The organism is Sphingobium sp. SA916 (genome assembly GCF_002894065.1).
Taxonomy (GTDB): Bacteria; Pseudomonadota; Alphaproteobacteria; order Sphingomonadales; family Sphingomonadaceae; genus Sphingobium; species Sphingobium fuliginis.
Map to the genome: position 1 here is coordinate 76562 of NZ_LXYF01000002.1, position 20283 is coordinate 96844.

The following is a 20283-nucleotide window of genomic DNA, read 5'->3' on the forward strand; positions in this document are numbered from 1 at the left end:
TTCTTGCCACGGCCACCGGCAAAGGCGGCGACAGAGGAGCAGCGGAGAGGGTGATGAGCGACATTGAGGCGAACAAGGCGGTGGCCCGCCGCTACATGCGGGCCGTGGAGGAGGGCGACGTCGAGACGATCGAGGCCCTTCAGCATCCCGATTGCCAGTGGTGGATATTGGGCCATGGCGACATGAGCCGGGCCGACTTCATCGCCAGCGTGAAAGGCGGACTGCTGAGTGCGCAGAAGCGAACGGCCGAGGTGGTCGGGATAACCGCCGAAGGGGACCGGGTGGCGGTGGAAGTCAGGGGCGAGATGGTCTTTCCGGACCGGGTCTATCGCAACGAATATCATAATCTGCTGATCATCCGGGACGGGCAGATCATTTCCGGCAAGGAATATATGGACACCCGCGCCGTGGCCGAGGCCTTTTCGGCGGGGGAGGGCGGGCAGTGACGCATGCCGCTCCGCTCAACAATTATGACGATGCGGCGGTCGGCCGGATCACCGCCTTTGTCGAGCAACTGACCGGCGGCAAGGTTGTCGGGCTTGAGCGCCTCGTCCGCTGGCGCCCCTCCTGGTTCGTCGACGTCGAAAGGGAGGGGACGGTCTGCCGCCTGCACCTGCGCGGCGACCGGGGCGGCGACGTGTCCATCTTTCCCGACCTCAAGCGCGAGGCCGACGTCATCGCCCTGCTTCACAGCCAAGGACTGCCGGTGCCGGAGATTTACGGGTATCTTGCCGATCCGCCATGTATCGTGATGGAGGCGATCGAAGGGACGCGAGATTTTTCGGCGCTCGATGCCGCCACGAAAAGCGCCATCGGCCGCGTCTATATGCGGGCGGTTGCCGCGATGCACCGGTTGCCGGTCGAACCCTTTATGGCCGCCGGCGTGCATCGGCCTGAGGGCGCCGAGGCGATCGCGCTGGTCGGACTGGACGCCTATATGCCGCATTACCGGCGAACCAAGAGCCGGCCCGAGCCGTTGCTGGAATTCGTCATCGGCTGGCTTCGCCGTAATGTGCCGCGGCACCGCCAGCGCGCCAGCTTCATCCAGTTCGATTCGGGCCAATATCTGGTCGATCAGGGCGCGATGACCAAGCTCTACGATTTCGAATTTTCGATGATCGGCGATCCGCTGGTCGACATCGCCACCATGGGGATGCGCAACAGCTATGAGCCGTTGGGCGCACCGCTGCCGGAACTGGTGCGCTATTATGAGGAAGCGACGGGTGAGCCGGTCGATCATGACGCGGTGGTTTTCCACGTCCTGCAATTCTCCCTGCTCGGCACGATGCAGTTCACCGGGACTGTCGGCAAGCCATGTCCCGGCGATCCGCATTCGGTCTATCTCATGTTTGATCTTGCGCTGCGCCGCTCCATCCTGCTGGCGCTGTCGCAGCTGACCGGCGATGCGCTGCCCGGACTGCCGCCGCTGGAACAGCGCACGGGTGACAATGCGCCGCTGCTGGCCAAGCTGGCCGATACGCTCGGGGCGCTTCCGGTGACGGGGGAGGCGGCCGAATCGCATAAGGCGCAGGTTGCCGAACTGATCGAATGGGTGCAGCGCGCCGACGATCACGGGGCGGACATGGTCGCGCGCAATATTGCGGATGTGTCCGCGCTTCTTGGTCGCCGCTTCGACCGCTGGGCTGACGCCGCCGAGGCGCTGGAGGCCCATATCATCGAAGCGGGACCGGAGGAGGACGCCGCGCTCATCGCCCTGCTCGCGACGATCGAGGGGCGGCGGCTGCAACTGTTTGGGCCGACTGTGCTGGGCGAAGCGGCGCGCCATGTCGTCCTGCCGATGACGCGTCTGGACTGAAGGGCGGTCGCGCCCTTGCCGTCGGACAGGTCACGCCCCTGTCCTTCATGGCGATGCCAATATTGAGGACAGGAGCAGGATATGAGCGAAAAGATAGTGCTGGTGACGGGCGCGACGCGCGGGCTGGGGCGCGGCATGGCGCGGGGCCTGGCCTCGCGGGGCCATGTGGTGGCGGTCACCGGGCGCGACCGGGCGCAGCTTGCCGAGGTCGTGAAGGAGATTGAAAGGGCGGGCGGCAAGGGCATCGCGCTGGCATGCGATCACCATGACGATCGCGCCGTGGAAAGGGCGTTCGCGCAACTGGCCGAGTGGACGGATGGCAGGCTGGACCTGCTCGTCAACAATGCCGCCGCGGTTTACGGACCCGAACTGGTCGCGCCGGGCGGTTTCTGGGAAAAGCCGCTCAGGCTGGCGGACATGATCACCATCGGCCTGCGCTCCAGCTATGTCGCGGCCTATCATGCCGCGCCGATGATGGTGGCGGCCGGCAAGGGCCTGATCGCCAGCATTTCCTTCTATGGCGCGGTGTCCTATTTTCACGGGCCGGCCTATGGCGCGGCAAAGGCGGGGACGGACAAGATGACGGCCGACATGGCGGTCGATCTTGCGCCGCATGGCGTTTCCGCCGTCTCCTTCTGGCCGGGCTTCATTCTCACCGATGCGGTGAAGGCCATGCCGCCCGAAATGATGCCCGAAGACCTGCGCGCCGCCATGCCCCATTGGGAAACGCCGGAATTTTCCGGCCTTGTCCTCGACCGGCTCGCGCAAGACCCGGACCTTGCCTCCCTGTCGGGCCAGGCGCTGATCGGCGCGGAACTGGGGGAGCGCTACGGCATCCGGGATACGGACGGGAAGCAGCCCCTATCCTATCGGGCGACGATGGGCGCGCCGACGCCTTTCATGCCGTCCGTCCGGCAAGGTTGAGAGGACAGAAATCAGGAGAGGAAAGGCAAAAGCGATGATCGATGCCGTGCTGGTCGTGCTGACCAAAGCCGTTCCGGGCCGGGAGGCCGATATGGAGGATTGGTACAGCAACATCCATATTCGCGACGCGCTGCGTTTCCGGGGGTCGGTGACGGCGCAGCGCTTCCGGCTCGCCGTGGAGCAGCCCTGTCCGCCCGAAGGCTTTGACTGGCAGTATCTCGCCTTCTACGACGTATTCGACCCGGTTCGCTTCAGTCGTGAGCATCTGGACAATGCGCTGACATCGCGGATGCAGGTGTCGGACGCCATTGATGACAGCCTGCTCTATGACTTTCATTATTATCCGTTGCTCTTTCAGGACAATGATCCGGAGGTCGCGCATTGCGGCGGCGTCATCCTGGAGGAATTCAACCCGCTTGCGGGCAGCGATGACCGTTTCAGACGTTTCTATGCGGAAAGCTATTTTCGCGAGGCGGCCGCCCGACCCGGCGTCAAATCGGCCGCTTTCCTGACCTTTCGCACCTTTGGCCAGATGATCCCGATGACGCCCGACTATCGCTATGTCGCGATCTACAGGATCAACGATCCGGACGCTGCCCATCAAGCATGGAGAGGCGCGGACGCCCTGCTGGCGAACAGCGGCCTGCTCCGGCCCGAGGGGATACGCATCACGCGGTGGGACCGTGCGACACCCCGTCTCACCAAGGACGATGTCCAGCATCCGACCGCCGTCGGCCTGGCGGAAGAAGAACGCGCCCGGGCGCAAATGGGCGACCGGGTACGCACCGGCGGCACGGAAAAGCTGGCGATGAGCTGATCCGTCAGGCGGTCGGGGGGCGATCGACGATGGTGCGCATCCGGCGATAGGCCGGGCGCGCCGCCATCCGCTCGACATAGGCGGCGATGTTCGGATGTCCCTCCACGTCGACGGACATGAACAGCCGCGTGGTAGTGAAAGGAAAAGTCATCATGATGTCGGCTGCCGTGAACCGGTCGCCCGCCATATATGGTTTATGCGAAAGCCGGTCGTCGACAAGTGTCAGCAGGCGCGCCGCATGGGTCCGTCCCGCGACACGGGAGGGGTGATCCTGCGCGATGCCTGCGCGTTCGGCCATGATCTCGGTCACCAGCGCCGGCATCAGGGATGATTCGGCGAAATGGAACCAGAAAAGATAATCAGCATAGTCCGGATCGCCGGGATTGGCGCGGAGCGTGCCCTTCCCTTGCGTCGTGGCGAGATATTCCATGACCGCCCCGCTCTCGGCGATCCGACGCCCATCGGCCTCGATCACGGGTGAAGAACCCAGCGGATGCAATGCCTTATAGGCGGGCTCCGCCGCGAGCGTTTCCAGCCGCGCATAGAAGCGGATGTCATAGGGCAACTCCACTTCCTCCATCAGCCAAACCGCGCGTTCGGAGCGGGACCTGTTAAGTTGAAAGATGGTGATGCTCATGAAGGGCTCTCCGCTTGAGGGGCGCCATAGATGCGCCGCTTATCAATTCCGCCAAACCTATCTTTATCTAGGTATCGCGGAGCGTCCGCCGTGGCAGCGTCCCGCTGCGGCGGAAGCCCAGCGGTCCCGCATCCATGAGAGACAGGAGAGAAGATGCCCATGACGGATTTATCGGGACGCGTCGCTATCGTCACCGGATCGGGCGCCAATATCGGGGAAGCCTGCGCACGAGCCCTGGCAAAGGCCGGCGCGGCAGTTATCCTGGCGGATATCGCGGTCGAGCGGGCAGAGGTCGTCGCCCGATCTATCCAGGCTTCGGGCGGACAGGCGACGGGGATGTTCCTCGATCTTGCGCAAGAGGACAGTATCACGGCGCTGGTCGAAGATGTGATGCGGCAGCACCAGCGCATCGACATCCTTCACAACAATGCCGCCGATACGCGGCTGGAGCAGATGGCGGCAGATGGCTCGCTTCTCGATCTCGATGCCGCGACCTGGGATCGCGCCTTCCACATCAATGCCAGGGGCACGATGCTGATGATCAAGGCGGTCGCTCCGCACATGATTTCAGGCGGCGGCGGTTCCATCATCAACACTTCGACGGGTGTGGCATTGACCGGCGACATCAACAATCCTTCCTATTCCGCGTCCAAGGCGGCTGTGAACGCCCTGACCCGCAATGCCGCCGTGCAGTTCGGCCGGTTCAATATCCGGGTCAATGCGGTCGCGCCGGGCCTCGTGCTCTCCCCCCTTGCCCGGGAGATGATGACCGCCGATCAGATCGCCATGGTCCAGCGGCATGTCCTTCTGCCGCGCGAGAGCGTGCCGGAGGATATTGCCGGCGCGGTGCTGTTCCTGGCATCGGATGGCGCGGCCTTCATCACCGGGCAGGTGATCGGGGTAGACGGCGGTATCGTTAACCACACGCCCTATGTCGCAGATATGCTGGAAAGCATGAACCGGGCGCACTGACCGGAAAGAGGGCGGGATGGGCATATTCACGCATGTCTGCCTTGGCAGCAACGATCTGGGACGGTCCGCCCGTTTCTACGATGCGGTGCTTGCGCCGTTGGGGATCGTCAATCTTGGCCCGTTTCTGGATCAGGGCATCGGCTATGGGAGACGGGTGCCCGAATTGCTTATCCTGCGCCCGCTCCACGGTCGGGCGACATGCGCCAACGGTGCGACTTTGGGATTGAAGGCGCCGGATCGCCGCGCGGTCGATCATTTTCATCGCGCGGGTCTGGCCGCGGGCGGCAAGGATGCCGGGCCGCCCGGTCCGCGCGGAGCGGTGCCCCATGCCTATGGCGCCTATCTGCTGGACCCCGATGACAACAAGATCTGCGCCTACTGCTTCGACCCGCCATAGGCGCACAGCTATCGATAGTCGGGCGCCCGGCGCTCATCAGGGAAACAGGAGGATATGGAATGGTGGGATCATTGGAGGGGCGCGTGGCGATCGTGACGGGCGCGGCGCAGGGCATCGGACGGGAGGTGGCGACAGTGCTGTCGGAGCGCGGCGCGACCGTGATTCTGGCGGACATATTGGCAGATCGGGTGGAGGCGGCGGCGGATTCGCTGCGCGGCAAGGGTCTTCGTGCCGAGGCGGAGACGTTCGACCTGACCGATGAGGACAGCGTCTGCGCTGCGGTCGCGCGGATCGCTGGCCGGCACGGGCGGATCGACATCATCCACAATAACGCCGCCTATCAGACGATCGAGCAGCGCGCCCTCGACCGCGATGTCGTCCATCTCGACACCGGCGCCTGGGACAAGGCCTTTGCCGTCAATGCGCGGGGGCCTATGCTGCTGTGCAAACATGCGCTGCCGGCCATGATCGCGGGGGGCGGTGGTTCGCTCATCCATTCCGCATCCGGTTTCGGCCTGCTGGGTGAAATGACGCTGACGGCCTATGGCGCGTCCAAGGCGGCGCTTATTAATCTCAGCCGCTTTCTCGCGACCCAATATGGCAAGCAGGGAATCCGGTCCAATGTGATCGCCATCGGCTTCGTCCTCAGTGATACGGCCGTCGAAACCACACCGCAGGCGGTCAAGGACGTACTGCGCGACCATCATCTCAATCCCGACCTCGGCAGCCCTCGCGATATCGCCCATGTCGTTGCCTTTCTGGCCTCGGACGAGTCCCGCTTCATCAACGGCGCGATGATCCCGGTGGACGGCGGCTTTACCGCGCATCAGCCCACAATGGTCGATTTCCAACGCCTGTTCGAGGCATCGGGGAGCAATCAGTTGTAGCCGACCAGCGCGCCGTCATAGCAGCGCGTCGACAAGCTTCGCGGTTTCGAGATCTTCATAGGCGGTGGTCAGCCGCAGATGATTCATGACGTTGATCTCCCAGCCATAATTGACGACGGGCGTCGTCAGCCAGCCGATATAGACGCCCCATATCAGGGTCCGCCGATATTCTTCCCAGGCACTGTCGAAGGCGGGAGGGCGCGCCACGCCTTCCTGTCCCAGGCGGTCCAGATAATAGCCCAGAAGATCGCGCTCATGCGCCCGCCGGTCCGCGATGGAAAGGCCGGTGGTCACGATATAGTTGACGTCGTGCATCGCGTAACCGCGCACCATGAGCTGCCAGTCGAGCAGGCCCGCTGTTCCGTCGGGCAGGCGGTAGCTGTTGCCGAGATGAGTGTCGCCATGCAGCAGCGTCTGGGGCAGGGTCGATTGATGCCGCTGGACCGCCTGCACGCCGGCAAGCAGCCGGTCCGGCGTCGTGCGCAGCCGCTGCACCATCTCCCGTTTGAAATTTTCGGTCTCGACCTCATGCGCGATATAGGCGGGCGCCAGTTCATTCATCATCGTTGCGACCGCGCCTTCGACATGCGTTTCGACCCAGGCCAGATCCGCGCTGAAGCGGGGCGACTCCCAGAAGCGGGCGTGCAGCCGGGCCAGTTGATCCAGCAGGGAGCGCACATCATCCGGCCCGGTCCGCACGGTCGTATTCGGGAAGGTCGCGCCCCGCACGCTCAGCTCTTCGAGCAACAGGCCGAAATGCGTGGTGGACGGATTGAAGTCGCCACCGAAACAGCGCGGCGCTTCCATCGCGAGTTCCGGCCGGATTCCCCGGTAGAAGGCCACTTCATTGGCGTAGAAGGGCGCCATGATCTCATCGACCGCCCGGGTCAGCTTGAGCACCAGGCGGTTGGGCAGGTCAGGGGGTGTGTCATCGGTATAATCGACCTCGATCGACACGCGCCCGGCGGTCGACACCATCTGCTCGCCATAGGTCTTGGCATCGATGATGCGCAGGCCGACGGCGGTTGCGCCCGCTACGGTCGTGGCCAGCAGCTGGTTGATATAATCGACGGTGATCCCGTCCGTGGATGTGGGATGTTTCAAGGCCATAAGGATACTCATCGGAACAGAGGGCGGTTCAGCTTGCCGAGGGCGTGACAACAGCGACCCTATCCAATTGCAGGTTCCTTGATCGACGACGTGGCCAGTCTGACCGAAACGGAGCCTGCGGGCTTTTGGTACAGGAGAGAGCTATGCGTGAAGCTGCGTTGGAACTGCTCAACCGGACGATGGACGAGCAGTTGAAGCGATCCGAGCATCCCAGCGATTTTCCGGCCCTTCCCCCGATTCCCGCCGGCCGGTACACCGACCCGCGTTTCGAGGCGCTGGAAAAAGACGGGCTTTGGAATCGGACCTGGCTGCTGGCCGGCATTGCGTCCGACCTGCCGGAGCCGGGTTCCTATCGTCTGTTCCAGCATCTGGACCGCTCGGTCATTCTCTCGCACGGCAAGGATGGCCGGATACGGGCGTTCCATAATGCCTGCCGTCACCGGGGGTCGCCGCTTCTGCTCGAACCGCAGGGGCGGGCCATGCGCTTTATCTGCCCCTATCATGCCTGGGGTTACGATCTGGAAGGAACACTCAAATCGGTGCCAAGCCAGCATGATTTCGCCTGTCTCAACAAGGCGGAGAACGGCCTGATCGAAGTGCGATGCGACACCTATCGCGGTTTCATCTTCATCAATTTCGATGATGACGCGGAACCGTTACAGGAGTTTCTGGGTGAATTCGTCGCGCTGACCGAAGGATATCCGCTGGATCGAATGGTGGTGAAGGATCATTTCTTCATCGAAATGGCGTGCAACTGGAAAATCGCCTATCATAATTTCCTTGAGATCTATCACGTCAATACGGTTCATCCTAAAACACTGGCACCGCATCTGGATTCCCGCAGTTTCGTGATTGCCCTCTATGAAGGCGGTCATATGCGGTTCGGCACGCGCAAAAAGGGCGGGGAGTCGCTGTTCAAGACCCCGCCGATCAAACCGGACGACATCGCGCCGGTTTTTCTGGAAAATACGGTTGCGCTGCCGACCTTCCCCAACACGTTTTTCTCGCTCGATCCGGTGGGGTTCAACCTGCAATGCTTCTGGCCGGTGGGTTCCGATCGGTCGATCATGGAAGTGCGTCAGATGGGGTGGGCAACCGAGAGTGAGGATGACAGGCTTTATTGGCAGGGCATGCGCGAGGCGACCGAACATATCCTGTCCGAAGATCTGTGCCTGTTCGAAAATATCCAGCAATCGCTGAGGAACGGGACGATCCCGTCAATCTGGGCGGGCTATCAGGAGCGCGCGCTTTACTGGTTCGAGGAAGAAATCGATCGGCGCATCGGGCCGGACCGGGTGCCCGCCGACTTGCGTGTCCAGCCGCGCATCGCGTCCTTCATGGCGCCGCGCAGCGCATGATCGCGCCGGTCGAGGCGGGGCGGCGGCGTTAGAATCGATGGCCCCCAGCCGCGGCCCGTGCGCGGCAGGGGGCCATGACCGTCATTCGCCCAGCAGTTTCCAGCTGCCCAGATCCTCGCCCGCGGCGAAGAACCGCTCGTTCATCGGCAGGCCGTTCTGGCCCCAATGGTCCATGTTCGCCACCCAGGCCTGAATACCGTACATCACCCAGCGCGGTACCTGTTCATTCCAGATGGTGTCGAGATCGATGACGTTGGTCGCGCCTTCCCTGATCAGGCAGTCGCGATAATGGGCGATCAGGTCGCGATGATTTTGGCGGCGCTCCTCGATCGTCAGCGATCCGACGGTGAAATAGGTGAGGTCGCGCCATGGCCGCCCGCGCCGGCCCAATTGCCAGTCGACCCACATGCGCTCGCCATTGGGCAGGATATAGGTGTTGCCCTGATGGCAGTCGCCCAGGATGATGCAATAGGGGGCATCGAAGGCGCGTTCGAATTCCACCAGCCGGTCATAGGCGCGCTCGACCCGGCGTGCGTCGTCCAGATAATGTCTGGGCGCGATGGCGCGGAAATTGGGGTCTTTCAGATTCTCGCCGATCCAGTGCCACATGATGCGAACCTGATTATAATCGACCGGAACCGCCATGGATGTCGGCAGCCAGGGCGCCGCTTGAGGGGTGATCAATGGGCTGTCCCACAGACCCGCATGCAGTTTTGCTAGATCCGCCAGCGCGGTCGCGACCCCTTCGACACCGGCATGCTGGGTCGAATGGCCGAACTTCCCGCCCCGATCGGTGAGATCCTCCAGCACGATGACGCCCTGCGCCGACCCGTCGTCATCCCAGTCGGCATAATAGCAGCTGGCCGTGTTGGCGGTGAGTTTGTCCGTCAGGAAATGATAGAAGCGCGCTTCAAGCGCATGGATGTCGACATCATCGAACATGCCCGACCAGTTCGACTTGATGCACAGATTGCGCGGCAATCCGGCGGCCTGCCCGGCCTCGTTCCAGTCCACGGCAACGCGCAATTTCGTGGTGTGGCTGTCGAACAGTTGCACGACCTCCATCGATTGCGCGACGACTCCCGGATATTTGTTGGCCAGCAACGATCCCAGCCACGCGGCGTCCGGCGTGAACCGGCCGCGGGGCAGGGCGGCGGCGCGGGCGGGATAGGGACGGGGGACAAGATGCCGGTCGATGACGGCAACGGGGGCGACGGCAGGCTCGCTCATGCAATGTCCTCTCTCTTGGGGACCGTGCCGCAGCTCTGCATCGATGCAGTCATCCGGCATGATCCTGGTGCAGAGGCGATTTTGGTCGCCCGAACGGAAATCGAGCCTGCCGGGCGGTAGGTCGATTGGAGCCGCCGTTGCGTGGGGGCGTCAGCCTTGCATCGCGCCGAAACAGGTCCGCAATTCTTCGACGAAAAGCGCCGGCTGCTCGAAGGCCGCGAAATGGCCGCCGGCATCCAGTTCGTTCCAGTGAATCAGACGCGGGTAGCTGCGTTCCGCCCAGCGACGCGATGGACGGAAGATTTCCTGCGCAAAGATGCTCACGCCCACCGGAAGGTCCAGTTTTCGGGCCTGAAACGCACTGGCGCTTTCCCAATAAAGCCGCGCCGATGAGGCGCCGCTGTTGGTGAACCAGTAGAGGCTGATCACGTCCAGCATTTCGTCCTGCGTCAGGGCATCCTCCGGCACACCCTGATTGTCGGTCCACGCCTGGAACTTCTCGTAGATCCAGGCGGCCTGCGCGACGGGTGAATCGGCAAGGCCATAGCCGATCGTCTGCGGGCGGGTGCCCTGCAATTTGGCGTAGCCGGAATCATGATCCTGATAATATTGCATCCGCTCGACCGTTTTGGCCTCGGCGGGGGTCAGATCGGCAAAGTCGCTTTCCACCGGAAAGACGAGCGGCATGTTGAGATGGACGCCGATGCATCCCGGCGGCGCCGCCATGGCGATGGCGGTCGTGACCGCCGCGCCCCAGTCGCCGCCCTGCGCGACGAAGCGGTCATAGCCCAGCCGGCGCATGAGCTGAATCCAGTCATCCGCGATTGTCTCGACGCCCCAGCCGGTGGCCATTGGTTTATCCGAAAAGCCGTAGCCGGGCAGGGAGGGTATGACGACATGGAAGGCCGGGGCATCCGGCGCGCCATGGGCGGCGGGATCGGTCAGTGGTCCGATCACCTTCAGAAACTCCAGCACCGATCCCGGCCAGCCATGGGTCAGGATCAGCGGCAGCGCATCCGGCCGGGGGCTGCGCACATGGATGAAATGGATCGAAAGACCGTCTATCGGGGTGGTGAACTGGGGCAGGGCATTGAGCGTCCTTTCGCACCGCCGCCAGTCATAGCCCTCCGCCCAATAGGCGCACAGATCGCGCAGCGCCGCGAGTGGCACCCCCTGGCTCCAGTCGCTGACCGTCTGCGTCTCGGGCCAGCGGGTGCGGCGTAATCTTTGGCGCAGATCGTCCAGAGCCTCCTGTGGAACATTGGCGCGGAAGGCGGTGATGGCGGCGGTCATCCGATCACCCCCCTCGTCAAAACTGGATGCCGAGCGCCGCGACGGTGCCCAGATCCTCGCCCGCCACGAAGATGCGCTCGACGATATGCGTGCCCTTCTGGCCCCATTCGTCCATGTTCGCGATCCACGCCTGCATCGCATAGGGCGGCCAGCGGCGATAATATTCCCACAGCGTGTCGTCGTCCGGCACGCCGAGCGCCCCCGTTTCGACCAGGCAGCGGCGATAGTGGCGCAGCAATTCCCGGTCATGGGCGCGCCGTTCCTCGATCGTGAGGGCGCCCAGCACGAAATAGGTGAAGTCGCGGATCGGCCGTCCCTTGCGGACGAGCTGCCAGTCGAGCCAAACGCGCTCGCCATCGGGGCGGACATAGCTGTTGCCCTGATGGCTGTCGCCATGGACGAGGCACCATGGCCCCTGTTCCTTGGTCCGCGCGAAATCGATCAGGGCGTTGTAGACGTGATGCAGGCGGGAGAGATCGCCCTTGATCCAGCCCGGCAGGAAGGCCTGATAGTCAGGCTTGGCATGGTTCTGCTCGGCAAAGCCGTACATCATGGTCAGTTGCTGCGTGTCCACCGGCGTCGCCATGGAGACGGGCAGCCAGTCAGCCGCGTGAAGGACGGGGCTGTCCCAGAAGGCGCCATGAATGCGGGCGAGGCTGGCGACCGCGTGCGCCGCTTCCTCCACGCCCATATGGTCGGTGCTGATGCCGAAATGGCCGCCCTCAATGGACAGATCCTCCATCACGACCAGTCCCTGACCGCTGTCGGGGCGCGGGTCCCATGCCTCGAAATAGGATCGCGGGGCGGGGAAGGCGACGTGGCGGCGAAAATCCTCATAGAAACGGGCTTCGAGGCGGCAGATGCCCTGACTGTCGAACTGCGCCCAATTGGCCTTGAGGCAGACATTTTCGGGAATGCCCGCCGCCTTGCCGACATCGTTGAGGGTCAGTCTCACCTGATATTTGGTGGTGTGGCTGTTGCGGAGGAACACCTCCTCCATCCCCTCGACCACGATGCCGGGATAGCGCGGCTGCATGATCTGCGTCAGCCATTGCGCTGTCACATCGTCCAGATGGGCGGGAATGCCGACCGGATTGGGCATGCTCGACATGCGGGAAGTTCCTTATCTGATTTTCTTGAGTTCGCGCAGCGCCCGGTTGGCTGCGATCCGCCCGGCAATGCCCGATACGCCGCCGCCCGGATGCGCGCCCGCGCCACCGATCAGGAAGCCGGGGAAAGGCGGCTTGGGGCCGCCAAAGCCGGTGGCAGGGCGATGGACGCCCGAGCGCAGCGCGCCGAAGTCGATATGGGTCACGCAGCCATTGGTGACGTTGAGGCGCGTTTCGCGTTCCCGCGCGGTCTCGACGAAGCGGCCGACCTCCGTGTCCAGACCGTCGTAAAATTCACCCAGATGGCTGATGACAGAGGCCATGGTCCTGTCCTTGAGCGTGGGCGACCAGCCTTCCCGCGCATCCACGGCCACGCCCGGCAGGTAGACATAGGCGAGCGAGCCGCCGGGAGGCGCCTGCGTCGGATCGGAATTGGACAGCGGGCTGAGCGACATGGCATGCCGGTCGGGAATGTCGCCGCGCCGCGCCATGGCGAAGGATTGGCGCACTTCCTCCGGTGTGCCGATCAGGCCGACCGCCTTGTTGAGATCGGCGTCATCATGGCGCAGGTCCTGATGCTTCTTGAGGCTGAGCGGACCCGACATGGCGATGTTGGCGAGGAAGGGCGCGGCGTTCGACCGGTTCGCCGGGGCATGTTCGATCCGCTGTGTCAGCGCACGCGGCACGCCGCCGGGCGTCGTGAGGCGCATGGCCGTGCGGGGATCGCAGGTCGCGATCACCATTTTGGCGCGGATGACCCGACCGTCCTCCAGCCGCACGCCCTTTGCCGCGCCGTCATCGACGATGATCTCGGCGACGGGCGCATTGAGTTCGATCGTCGCGCCCGAAGCCTCGATGCTGCGCGCGAGCGCGTCGGAGAAGGATTGCAGGCTCCCGATCGGCTTGCCGGTGCCATATTTATGGGTGACGGCGAAGATCATATAGGCGGCGGCATTGCCGTCATCGTCGACGGGGCCAGCCCCTGCCGCGATGCCGAGCAGCAGGGCGATCGTTGCCGGATGCTCGAACCGCTCGCACGCGATCTGGTCGGCCGTCGCCTTCGACATGGCGATCAGCTCGTCCTTCAACCGGACATTGCGGACCGCGCTGCCGATCATCTTGGAGAGATTTCTGACGTCCGGCCGCCCCGGCTCGGCCATCATGAGCGGAAAGCCAATGTCCATCATGACGTTCAGTGTCTTCATGAACTCCAGATAGGCCTTGCCGTCATTGCGGTTGATGCGCGTAATATCCTCGGCCGTGCGATGATAGTCGTAGAAAAGCGCGATGGAGCTGCCGTCGGGATGGAGATAGGCGTAGGTCGGATCGGGATCGACAGTGCGCAGGCCGTATTTGTGCAGGTCGAAGTCCTCAATGATGCCGGATTTGCGCGCGAACAGCAGTTCGACGGCGCAGGGCGTCACCATATGCTCCGGAGCTTCGGGAATCATATAGCCCGAACTGGTCATGCCGCCGACCTTGGCCAGGCGCTCGACCACGACGACCTTCTTGCCTGCCTTCGCCAGATATCCGGCGGCGGCCATGCCATTATGCCCTGCGCCGATGACGACGACGTCGACCTGATCCGTCATTTCCTGTTCCCCTTCTTCGTGCCCGGTCAGCCCTTCGCGGCGGCGGTATAGGCCTTGCCCCATTCGGCCAGCGCAACGAGGCGGGTCTTGCGATCGGCCTGGATCTGCGGGATTTTCCCCTCATCCGGACCATCGGGCACGATCACCAGCGGTTCCTTGCCGAGGCTGGCGAGGGCAAGAGCGCAGACCTCGGCGGGATCATAGGCAATGGAATAATCCATCCCCAGCCCCTCGGTGGCGCGGCGCAGGGTCGGCGTGTCCATGATCGGCGCGGCCATGCCGACGATGTCGACATTCTGCCCGTCCAGTTCCGCCCAGAGCGATTCGACGAAATTGAGTTCGAAAGCCTTGGTTGCGGAATACATGACAAGCCAGGGCTGCCCGCCAAGGCCCGCGCCGGATGACATGACGACGAGGCCGCCCTTGCCGCGCTTCAGGAAGCGATTGCCAAAACCATGGACCGCCTCCAGCACATTGGCGGCGTTCATCGTCAGCAGCCGCAACGAGCGATCGACCGGTGCGCCCAGGAAGCTGTTGCCCGCGCCGTCGGCGCCGGCATTGGAAATATAGAGGCCGATGTCGAGATCGGCGGTCGCCTCGACCAGTCGGCTGCCCATGCCCTGTTCGGTGAGGTCGGCGGTGATGGCCCGATATTCGATGCCATGTTCGGCCGCCAGCCGTTGGCCCAGCGCATCGAGCGCCTCCTGCCGGCGTGAGACGAGTACCAGATGGATGCCCATGGCGGCGAGCTGTTCCGCATAGCAGGCGCCGGTCCCTTCGGAAGCGCCGGCGATGACGGCCCAGGGACCGTATTTTTCGGCGAAAGCGGCGCGGTCGAAGGGCGGAAGGTCGATTTTACGCATCGCGTGCAAGTCCTCTCTTGGTGCCGGCCTTATCGGCGCTGTCGGCGATTGCGCGGACCCTAGAAGAGGAGCGCCCCGCGACAGCCTATCGGGAGGCAGGGCCGCATCAAATCGGAATGAAACGGCCCATGGGGAGGCACATGGCAAAAGAATGTCGGAGGGGTGCTTGTCGTATAATGACAAAAACGTCATTAAATGAAAATGCTAATGAGAGGAGGTGATTCGGATGCGATCTGAAGCAGTGGAAAAGCGCATGGCGGACAAGCGGCCTGTGGCCTTCGTCGCTGATCCCGTGGGCATCGCCGCATCGCTGCGGTCCTTGCTGGAGGACCATGCCGCCGCCTGCGAACGCGAGCGGCGGATCGTTCCGCCGGTGATGGCGGCGTTGCGCGCGTCCGGCCTGTTCCATATCACGGCGCCCCAGCGCGCGGGCGGCCCCGGACACAGGCTGACCACCCATATCGAGACCGTGGCCGAACTGGCCAAAGGCTGCGTCGGCACCGCCTGGGCCTATGGTCTTTTGTCGGGGATCACCGGGACCGCGCTCGCACTGCCGCCGACCATGACGGGGCGGCTGTTCCGAACCGGCGAGGAACTGTTTTGCAGCGCCTCCGCGCCTTCGGGCAAAGCGGTCGCGGTGCCGGGCGGCTATCGCGTCTCGGGGCGTTGGGGCTATGGATCGGGATGCCTTCACGCCGACTGGGCGCTGAACGGCGTCATGATCGATACGGATCGGGGCGCCGAACAGGCTCTGGCGTTTCTGGACCTGCGCGATGCGGCCTGTTCGATCGAGGACAACTGGCATGTCGCGGGCATGGCCGGCTCCGGCAGCAACATGATTGTCGCGCAGGATTTGTTCGTGCCGGAGGAACTGATCCTCTGGTCGTCGCGCAGGCCGCCCGCGGAGGCGATCCTGGCGATGGAGGGGCTGGAGCCGCGCGACCGCTGGCCAATGGAGCCGCTATTTCCCCTCGGCGTGCTCGCGCCGATGCTGGGCGCGGCGACGGCGCTGCTCGAAGGTGTGGTGCAGGCGATGCCCAAGCGGCAGGTGGTGGGCTGGACCTATGCCGGGCAGAGCGGTTCGGAGGCCTTGGTCGGCATGACCGGCCGCGCGGCGATGGAGATCGATTCGGCCTGGCTGCATGTGCGCCGGGCCGCCGGGATGCTGGACGAAACCGCGCAACGCCGCGTGCTCACGGGCTTTGACAAGGCGCAGCTCCAGGCCGATTGCGGCTATGCGATGGAATTGCTGCGCGCGGCGGGCAACCGGCTGATGGATGTCGCCGGGCCGGGCGCCTTTGCCCTTTCCAGCCCCTTGCAGCGGATGTGGCGCGACCTGAGCGTCGGCACCCGCCACAATGCGCTGAACGGGCAGCTTTCGCTGGAGCTTTATGGCCGGGCGATCGCGGGCCTTCCGTCCAATATCGCCCTGCTGCCCGACATCACGCCGGCCCCGGTCTGGGCGGAACCGAAATGACAGGAGAAGGACATAATATCATGGCACAACCGACCGCGCAGGAAATCGCAACATTCCTGAAGACCCAGGCCGACCTGTTCAGCGAGGGCCGTATTGACGATTTCATTGCGGCGTTCCGCGCGATCGCGCCGGGCGGCTTCAAGGTGCAGGACCCGGCCACCGGCCCGGTGCAGGAAGGCTGGGACAAGCTGGAGGCGCTGTGCGGGCAATATGTCGGATGGAAGCTGATCGTCGAGGATGTGAAGGTGAGCGGCAACGAAGCGGTCATCTATGTCCGCAATGAAGGCGACTATAACGGGCATCCTGTCAGCGTGCACAGCATCGAACATTATATATTCGGCGAGGATGGCAGCCTGCTTGCGCGCTATTTCCACCCGATGCAATAGGGAGGCGATGACCGACGCCGTGCCTGTTTCCCCCGCTGTCGATCCGCGCACGGCGGCGGCGGCAATCAGGCGTGCACGGATGCGTGAGCGGTTGCTGGACGCCGTGCTCGACCTGTATCAGCCGGGGCAGGGCAGCGGCAGTCTGGTGATCGACGACGTGATCCGCGCCGCGGACGTGTCGCGCGGCAGTTTCTACAAATATTTCGACTCCCTTGACGCTGCGGTGAATGAACTGGGCGAGCGGATGACGGCGGACCTGATCGCTGATTTCCGCAGGCTGTTCGACGATGTGACGGACCCGCTGGTCCGGGCGGTCGGCGGCGCGGCCATGGCGATGGCGCGGGCCTGGCATGATCCGCGCTGGGGCGGTTTTACCTGCCGCGTCGACTATGTCGATTATTTCGCGCGGGCGAGCATGTTCGACCTGCTGGTGCGCGACGCGCTGGATGCCGCGCGGAATGGCGGGCAGATGACGTTCCGGTCGCTCGACGTGGCGGTGGACCTGATCGTCGGCATGACGATCGAGGCGCGGCGGCGCCTGATGCTGCGGTCGGTCGAGCCACGCGCCTATATTGACGAGATGATTGAACGCACCTTCGCCGGGCTTCGTGCAGACCCCGCCGCCATCGAAGCGGCAAGCGTGCGGGCATGGGATGTGATGATACAGGCCGCGCCTCGCCTTGGCTGGTGGCGGAGTGGGGAGGGGCTGGGCTGACCGACGGACCCCGAATGCAATCGGAGAGGAATTGGCTCCAGGAGTGGCCGATGCCCTAGGGCCAATCGACATTCAGCCCTGACGGCCTGCAAATGGTTGAAGCGAGGCACGTGACTCGTTCCAAGGGTCACGAAAAACCACCATTTTCGGCACGTCATCATCTGAATGTCGATTGGCCCTAGAGCCGGGTCCAGCAAGGCGTCCCGGCCTTGTCCAGCGGACCGCAACTGGCCACGCGCGTCGCGCCGTTGGAAGCGATCAGGATCAGCCAGTCGCCGCTATCCTCGCACCGCAGCGCCCAGGCGGCATTGGGACCGATATCGCCCCTGAACAGAGCCTTGGACGTGCGCGTGCATGTCTGTCCCGCATCATGCATGAGCTTGGCGAAGGCCGCGCTCCGGCCGGTCGCACTCTGGGTTTCGATGGCGTTGCTGTAGATGTTGCGGCTGCTGCCCTGCCGCGTCATTTCGGCATAGCCGATCCGGACGAGCAATATGACCGCGATCATTGCTGTGGGCAGCAGCGTCCACAGCATCGCGCGACGAATGTTACCGCCGGCATGGCCGCATGCGCGGCACCACCCTCCATAACCTTCCTGCGGCGTTTTGCATCTGGGGCATTTCATCATGCCGCTCTACAGGCGCCCGGCCCAACGACACCCTATCCTTGGAGAGGAACGGACCGCTCCGCGCTGCTCCATTCTATAGAATATGGAATCGCAGGACATATATTCCGAACCCTATTGGGGTTTGACCCCGGATCGGCACGATTCGGCCGAGACTTTACAGTCCCCGGCGACGCGGCGTCAGGCCGTGGCGGCGGTGCTGCGATCGAGGATCGTGTCCGGCGTCATTCCGCCCGGCGCTCTGCTGCGGGAAATGGCACTGGCGCAGGACCTGAATGTGAGCGCGACACCCATTCGGGAGGCGCTGGGCACGCTGGCCTCGGAGGGGCTGGTCGAGGTCGAAACGCACCGGCTGAAGCGGGCGACACCGATCGACCCTGACGTGACCCGGGACCTGATCCGCGTGCAGGCCGAACTGTGGCGGCTGGGTTATGGCTGGGGCATGCCCCGTATCGGCGCGGCGGAGATCGTAGCACTGGAGCGGGCGATCGCGCGCTATCGGGCGGCAGTGGAGAGCGGCGAATATATGGCCGCGGTCATGGCCGGCCTCGATTTCCATACCATTTTCATCAAGGCCTCGGAGAGCCGCGAACTGTTGCGCTCGACGCTGGACCGGCGCGGGTTGATCGCCCGCTTCATTTTCCTGCACGGCATTGCAACTCTCCGCGAAAGCGGTCTGCGCCAGCATGAGGCAATATTGCAGGCGTTCATGGCGGGCGGTCGGGACGGCGTGCTGGCCTGCCTCGACCGGATGGCGGCGCGTCTGATCGCCCTGTGCGATAGCGATGCCGTGCCGGGCGGCGATCAAGATCAACACCAAAAGGACTGACAATGGATTTCGAACTGCCCGAAGAATATCGTTCCTTCCGGGACATGGTGCGCCGGTGGGTGGACAAGGAAGTGCCCAAGGAATGGGCGCGCGCGCTGGAAAAGGACGAGCACCACTATCCTTTTGCACTGTGGGACAAGTTTACCGAAGCGGGGTTCCACGGCGTCGGCATATCGGAAGACTATGACGGGCAGGGCGGCGACATCGTCATGCAGATGCTGCTGGCGCGGGAACTGGCCCGATCGCTGGGTGGTCTGGCGTGGATATGGGGCATCACCAGCTTTGCCGGGTCCAAATCCATCGGGCTTTACGGGTCGGCCGAACAGAAAGCGAAATATCTGCCGCTGATCGCGACGGGCCAGTTGAAGGCCGCGATCGCCTTTACCGAGCCGGGCGGCGGCACGGACCTGCTGGGTGCGATGGCCACCACCGCCGACCGGGTCGATGGCGGGTGGAAGCTCAATGGCGAGAAGATCTGGTCTTCCTCCGCGCATGTCGCCGACTATCTGTTGGTGATCGCGCGCAGCGACAGGACCGTCGAGAAGAAGCATCAGGGCCTGACTCTCTTCTGGGTGCCGACGAAGACGCAAGGCGTGAAGATCACGCCGCTGGCCAAGCTTGGCATGCGATCGATGGGCAGCTGCTCCGTTCATTTCGAGGATGCGTTCGTCGCGGACGAGCATGTTCTGGGCGAGCCGGACAAGGCCTGGTACATGCTGCTGCCGACTCTCAATAATGAGCGCATCATGGTAGGCGCCTTCTGCCTGGGCGTCATCGACGGCGTGCTGGAAGACGCGCTCGACTATATGAAGCAGCGCAAGGCCTTTGGCGGGATCATCGGCCGGTTCCAGAGCTTGCAACATTATATCGCCGACATCGCGACCATGCAGCAGACGACCGAACTGATGCTGCATTACTGCGCCGACAAGCAGAGCCGGGGCGAGAATGTCGGCGTCGAGGCCAATATGCTCAAGCTCATGGCGTCCGAAAACGCCAATGCCGCAGCCGATATGGGCATCCAGATATTGGGCGGCATGGGCTATTCGGCGGAAACCGACATGCAGCGCTACTGGCGCGACAGCCGCCTGTGGCGCATTGGCCCCATCACCAACGAAATGGTGCGCAATGGCATTGCGGAGAGCCTCGGCCTGCCGCGATCCTTCTGAAAGACAGGTGCCTGGCGGGTGGACGGTGTCCCAATGTCCACCCGAAATTCCCGGCAAAAAATATAAGGAGAGTAAGTGCG

At 63.7% G+C, this 20283-nt stretch carries 21 protein-coding genes; 13 read left to right on the forward strand and 8 right to left on the reverse strand.

Features of this window, described 5'->3' with window-relative positions:
* Window positions 1–53 precede the first annotated feature (53 nt).
* The 4 genes from A8G00_RS02050 (at window position 54) to A8G00_RS02065 (ending at window position 3557) form a co-directional block, all read left to right on the forward strand.
* Entirely contained in the window at window positions 54–446 is a 393-nt protein-coding gene (locus tag A8G00_RS02050) for a nuclear transport factor 2 family protein (RefSeq protein ID WP_066563095.1), read from the forward strand.
* Window positions 443–1816: a phosphotransferase gene (locus A8G00_RS02055; protein ID WP_102999822.1), complete on the forward strand. Its 1374-nt coding sequence runs from the start codon at window positions 443–445 to the stop codon at window positions 1814–1816. Before A8G00_RS02050 ends, A8G00_RS02055 begins: the two co-directional genes overlap by 4 nt.
* Before the next feature lie 81 nt (window positions 1817–1897).
* Window positions 1898–2740 carry an SDR family NAD(P)-dependent oxidoreductase gene (locus tag A8G00_RS02060; RefSeq protein WP_066563091.1) on the forward strand — a complete coding sequence of 281 codons (843 nt, stop codon included), beginning with the start codon at window positions 1898–1900 and terminating at the stop codon, window positions 2738–2740.
* Window positions 2741–2774: 34 nt separating this feature from the next.
* Window positions 2775–3557 (forward strand): hypothetical protein, encoded by a 783-nt coding sequence (locus tag A8G00_RS02065; protein WP_066563090.1) that lies wholly within the window; start codon window positions 2775–2777, stop codon window positions 3555–3557.
* A 4-nt stretch (window positions 3558–3561) separates the two neighbouring features.
* Here the strand turns inward: A8G00_RS02065 and A8G00_RS02070 are convergent, their stop codons facing one another.
* Entirely contained in the window at window positions 3562–4194 is a 633-nt protein-coding gene (locus tag A8G00_RS02070; RefSeq protein ID WP_102999823.1) for a glutathione S-transferase family protein, read from the reverse strand.
* A gap of 159 nt (window positions 4195–4353) precedes the next feature.
* Between A8G00_RS02070 and A8G00_RS02075 the strand changes: the two genes are divergently transcribed.
* From A8G00_RS02075 to A8G00_RS02085, 3 genes are read left to right on the forward strand one after another with little or no spacing between them, the layout of a single operon-like run.
* Window positions 4354–5166 carry an SDR family NAD(P)-dependent oxidoreductase gene (locus A8G00_RS02075; RefSeq protein ID WP_226869983.1) on the forward strand — a complete coding sequence of 271 codons (813 nt, stop codon included), beginning with the start codon at window positions 4354–4356 and terminating at the stop codon, window positions 5164–5166.
* Between the two features lie 16 nt (window positions 5167–5182).
* Complete coding sequence (locus A8G00_RS02080; RefSeq protein WP_066563076.1) at window positions 5183–5563, forward strand: VOC family protein; 381 nt, start codon at window positions 5183–5185, stop codon at window positions 5561–5563.
* A gap of 59 nt (window positions 5564–5622) precedes the next feature.
* Entirely contained in the window at window positions 5623–6450 is an 828-nt protein-coding gene (locus tag A8G00_RS02085) for an SDR family NAD(P)-dependent oxidoreductase (protein WP_066563074.1), read from the forward strand.
* A 15-nt stretch (window positions 6451–6465) separates the two neighbouring features.
* Here A8G00_RS02085 and A8G00_RS02090 read toward each other — a convergent pair whose 3' ends face one another.
* The gene (locus tag A8G00_RS02090; protein ID WP_066563072.1) at window positions 6466–7560 is read right to left on the reverse strand and encodes a phosphotransferase; all 1095 of its coding nucleotides are present in this window, start codon (window positions 7558–7560) and stop codon (window positions 6466–6468) included.
* A gap of 143 nt (window positions 7561–7703) precedes the next feature.
* Between A8G00_RS02090 and A8G00_RS02095 the strand changes: the two genes are divergently transcribed.
* The gene (locus A8G00_RS02095; RefSeq protein ID WP_066563070.1) at window positions 7704–8918 is read left to right on the forward strand and encodes an aromatic ring-hydroxylating dioxygenase subunit alpha; all 1215 of its coding nucleotides are present in this window, start codon (window positions 7704–7706) and stop codon (window positions 8916–8918) included.
* 81 nt (window positions 8919–8999) lie between these two features.
* Here A8G00_RS02095 and A8G00_RS02100 read toward each other — a convergent pair whose 3' ends face one another.
* From A8G00_RS02100 to A8G00_RS02120, 5 genes are all read right to left on the reverse strand, one after another.
* Window positions 9000–10148: a phosphotransferase gene (locus A8G00_RS02100; protein WP_102999824.1), complete on the reverse strand. Its 1149-nt coding sequence runs from the start codon at window positions 10146–10148 to the stop codon at window positions 9000–9002.
* Window positions 10149–10298: 150 nt separating this feature from the next.
* A complete protein-coding gene (locus tag A8G00_RS02105; protein ID WP_102999825.1) occupies window positions 10299–11441 on the reverse strand; it encodes an epoxide hydrolase family protein in 1143 nt (380 codons plus the stop codon).
* Window positions 11442–11457: 16 nt separating this feature from the next.
* Window positions 11458–12552: a phosphotransferase gene (locus tag A8G00_RS02110; RefSeq protein WP_066563067.1), complete on the reverse strand. Its 1095-nt coding sequence runs from the start codon at window positions 12550–12552 to the stop codon at window positions 11458–11460.
* A 12-nt stretch (window positions 12553–12564) separates the two neighbouring features.
* A complete protein-coding gene (locus tag A8G00_RS02115; RefSeq protein WP_066563924.1) occupies window positions 12565–14142 on the reverse strand; it encodes an NAD(P)/FAD-dependent oxidoreductase in 1578 nt (525 codons plus the stop codon).
* Between the two features lie 26 nt (window positions 14143–14168).
* Window positions 14169–15005: an SDR family oxidoreductase gene (locus A8G00_RS02120; protein ID WP_066563066.1), complete on the reverse strand. Its 837-nt coding sequence runs from the start codon at window positions 15003–15005 to the stop codon at window positions 14169–14171.
* Window positions 15006–15231: 226 nt separating this feature from the next.
* On the opposite strand from A8G00_RS02120, the gene A8G00_RS02125 reads away from it, so the two are divergent.
* Genes A8G00_RS02125 through A8G00_RS02135 form a run of 3 tightly spaced genes read left to right on the forward strand, consistent with a single transcriptional unit; the run spans window position 15232 to window position 17583 of the window.
* A complete protein-coding gene (locus A8G00_RS02125) occupies window positions 15232–16482 on the forward strand; it encodes an acyl-CoA dehydrogenase family protein (RefSeq protein ID WP_253257883.1) in 1251 nt (416 codons plus the stop codon).
* Between the two features lie 20 nt (window positions 16483–16502).
* Window positions 16503–16868 (forward strand): hypothetical protein, encoded by a 366-nt coding sequence (locus tag A8G00_RS02130; protein WP_102999827.1) that lies wholly within the window; start codon window positions 16503–16505, stop codon window positions 16866–16868.
* 7 nt (window positions 16869–16875) lie between these two features.
* A complete protein-coding gene (locus A8G00_RS02135) occupies window positions 16876–17583 on the forward strand; it encodes a TetR/AcrR family transcriptional regulator (RefSeq protein WP_102999828.1) in 708 nt (235 codons plus the stop codon).
* 178 nt (window positions 17584–17761) lie between these two features.
* Here the strand turns inward: A8G00_RS02135 and A8G00_RS02140 are convergent, their stop codons facing one another.
* Complete coding sequence (locus tag A8G00_RS02140; protein ID WP_066563057.1) at window positions 17762–18118, reverse strand: hypothetical protein; 357 nt, start codon at window positions 18116–18118, stop codon at window positions 17762–17764.
* A 175-nt stretch (window positions 18119–18293) separates the two neighbouring features.
* On the opposite strand from A8G00_RS02140, the gene A8G00_RS02145 reads away from it, so the two are divergent.
* Window positions 18294–19037, forward strand: a complete 744-nt coding sequence (locus tag A8G00_RS02145) for a GntR family transcriptional regulator (protein WP_102999829.1) — start codon at window positions 18294–18296, stop codon at window positions 19035–19037.
* A gap of 2 nt (window positions 19038–19039) precedes the next feature.
* The gene (locus A8G00_RS02150) at window positions 19040–20203 is read left to right on the forward strand and encodes an acyl-CoA dehydrogenase family protein (RefSeq protein WP_102999830.1); all 1164 of its coding nucleotides are present in this window, start codon (window positions 19040–19042) and stop codon (window positions 20201–20203) included.
* Window positions 20204–20283: the final 80 nt, after the last annotated feature.

Excerpts from the sequence above, each read along its gene's own strand:
- A8G00_RS02085 (WP_066563074.1), top strand. The coding sequence starts at position 5,623 with ATGGTGGGATCATTGGAGGGGCGCGTGGCGATCGTGACGGGCGCGGCG.
- A8G00_RS02065 (WP_066563090.1), top strand. The coding sequence starts at position 2,775 with ATGATCGATGCCGTGCTGGTCGTGCTGACCAAAGCCGTTCCGGGCCGG.
- A8G00_RS02120 (WP_066563066.1), bottom strand. The coding sequence starts at position 15,005 with ATGCGTAAAATCGACCTTCCGCCCTTCGACCGCGCCGCTTTCGCCGAA.
- A8G00_RS02070 (WP_102999823.1), bottom strand. The coding sequence starts at position 4,194 with ATGAGCATCACCATCTTTCAACTTAACAGGTCCCGCTCCGAACGCGCG.
- A8G00_RS02125 (WP_253257883.1), top strand. The coding sequence starts at position 15,232 with ATGCGATCTGAAGCAGTGGAAAAGCGCATGGCGGACAAGCGGCCTGTG.
- A8G00_RS02135 (WP_102999828.1), top strand. The coding sequence starts at position 16,876 with ATGACCGACGCCGTGCCTGTTTCCCCCGCTGTCGATCCGCGCACGGCG.
- A8G00_RS02150 (WP_102999830.1), top strand. The coding sequence starts at position 19,040 with ATGGATTTCGAACTGCCCGAAGAATATCGTTCCTTCCGGGACATGGTG.
- A8G00_RS02145 (WP_102999829.1), top strand. The coding sequence starts at position 18,294 with ATGGAATCGCAGGACATATATTCCGAACCCTATTGGGGTTTGACCCCG.
- A8G00_RS02130 (WP_102999827.1), top strand. The coding sequence starts at position 16,503 with ATGGCACAACCGACCGCGCAGGAAATCGCAACATTCCTGAAGACCCAG.
- A8G00_RS02105 (WP_102999825.1), bottom strand. The coding sequence starts at position 11,441 with ATGACCGCCGCCATCACCGCCTTCCGCGCCAATGTTCCACAGGAGGCT.
- A8G00_RS02115 (WP_066563924.1), bottom strand. The coding sequence starts at position 14,142 with ATGACGGATCAGGTCGACGTCGTCGTCATCGGCGCAGGGCATAATGGC.
- A8G00_RS02140 (WP_066563057.1), bottom strand. The coding sequence starts at position 18,118 with ATGCTGTGGACGCTGCTGCCCACAGCAATGATCGCGGTCATATTGCTC.
- A8G00_RS02095 (WP_066563070.1), top strand. The coding sequence starts at position 7,704 with ATGCGTGAAGCTGCGTTGGAACTGCTCAACCGGACGATGGACGAGCAG.
- A8G00_RS02110 (WP_066563067.1), bottom strand. The coding sequence starts at position 12,552 with ATGTCGAGCATGCCCAATCCGGTCGGCATTCCCGCCCATCTGGACGAT.
- A8G00_RS02090 (WP_066563072.1), bottom strand. The coding sequence starts at position 7,560 with ATGGCCTTGAAACATCCCACATCCACGGACGGGATCACCGTCGATTAT.
- A8G00_RS02050 (WP_066563095.1), top strand. The coding sequence starts at position 54 with ATGAGCGACATTGAGGCGAACAAGGCGGTGGCCCGCCGCTACATGCGG.
- A8G00_RS02060 (WP_066563091.1), top strand. The coding sequence starts at position 1,898 with ATGAGCGAAAAGATAGTGCTGGTGACGGGCGCGACGCGCGGGCTGGGG.
- A8G00_RS02075 (WP_226869983.1), top strand. The coding sequence starts at position 4,354 with ATGACGGATTTATCGGGACGCGTCGCTATCGTCACCGGATCGGGCGCC.
- A8G00_RS02080 (WP_066563076.1), top strand. The coding sequence starts at position 5,183 with ATGGGCATATTCACGCATGTCTGCCTTGGCAGCAACGATCTGGGACGG.
- A8G00_RS02100 (WP_102999824.1), bottom strand. The coding sequence starts at position 10,148 with ATGAGCGAGCCTGCCGTCGCCCCCGTTGCCGTCATCGACCGGCATCTT.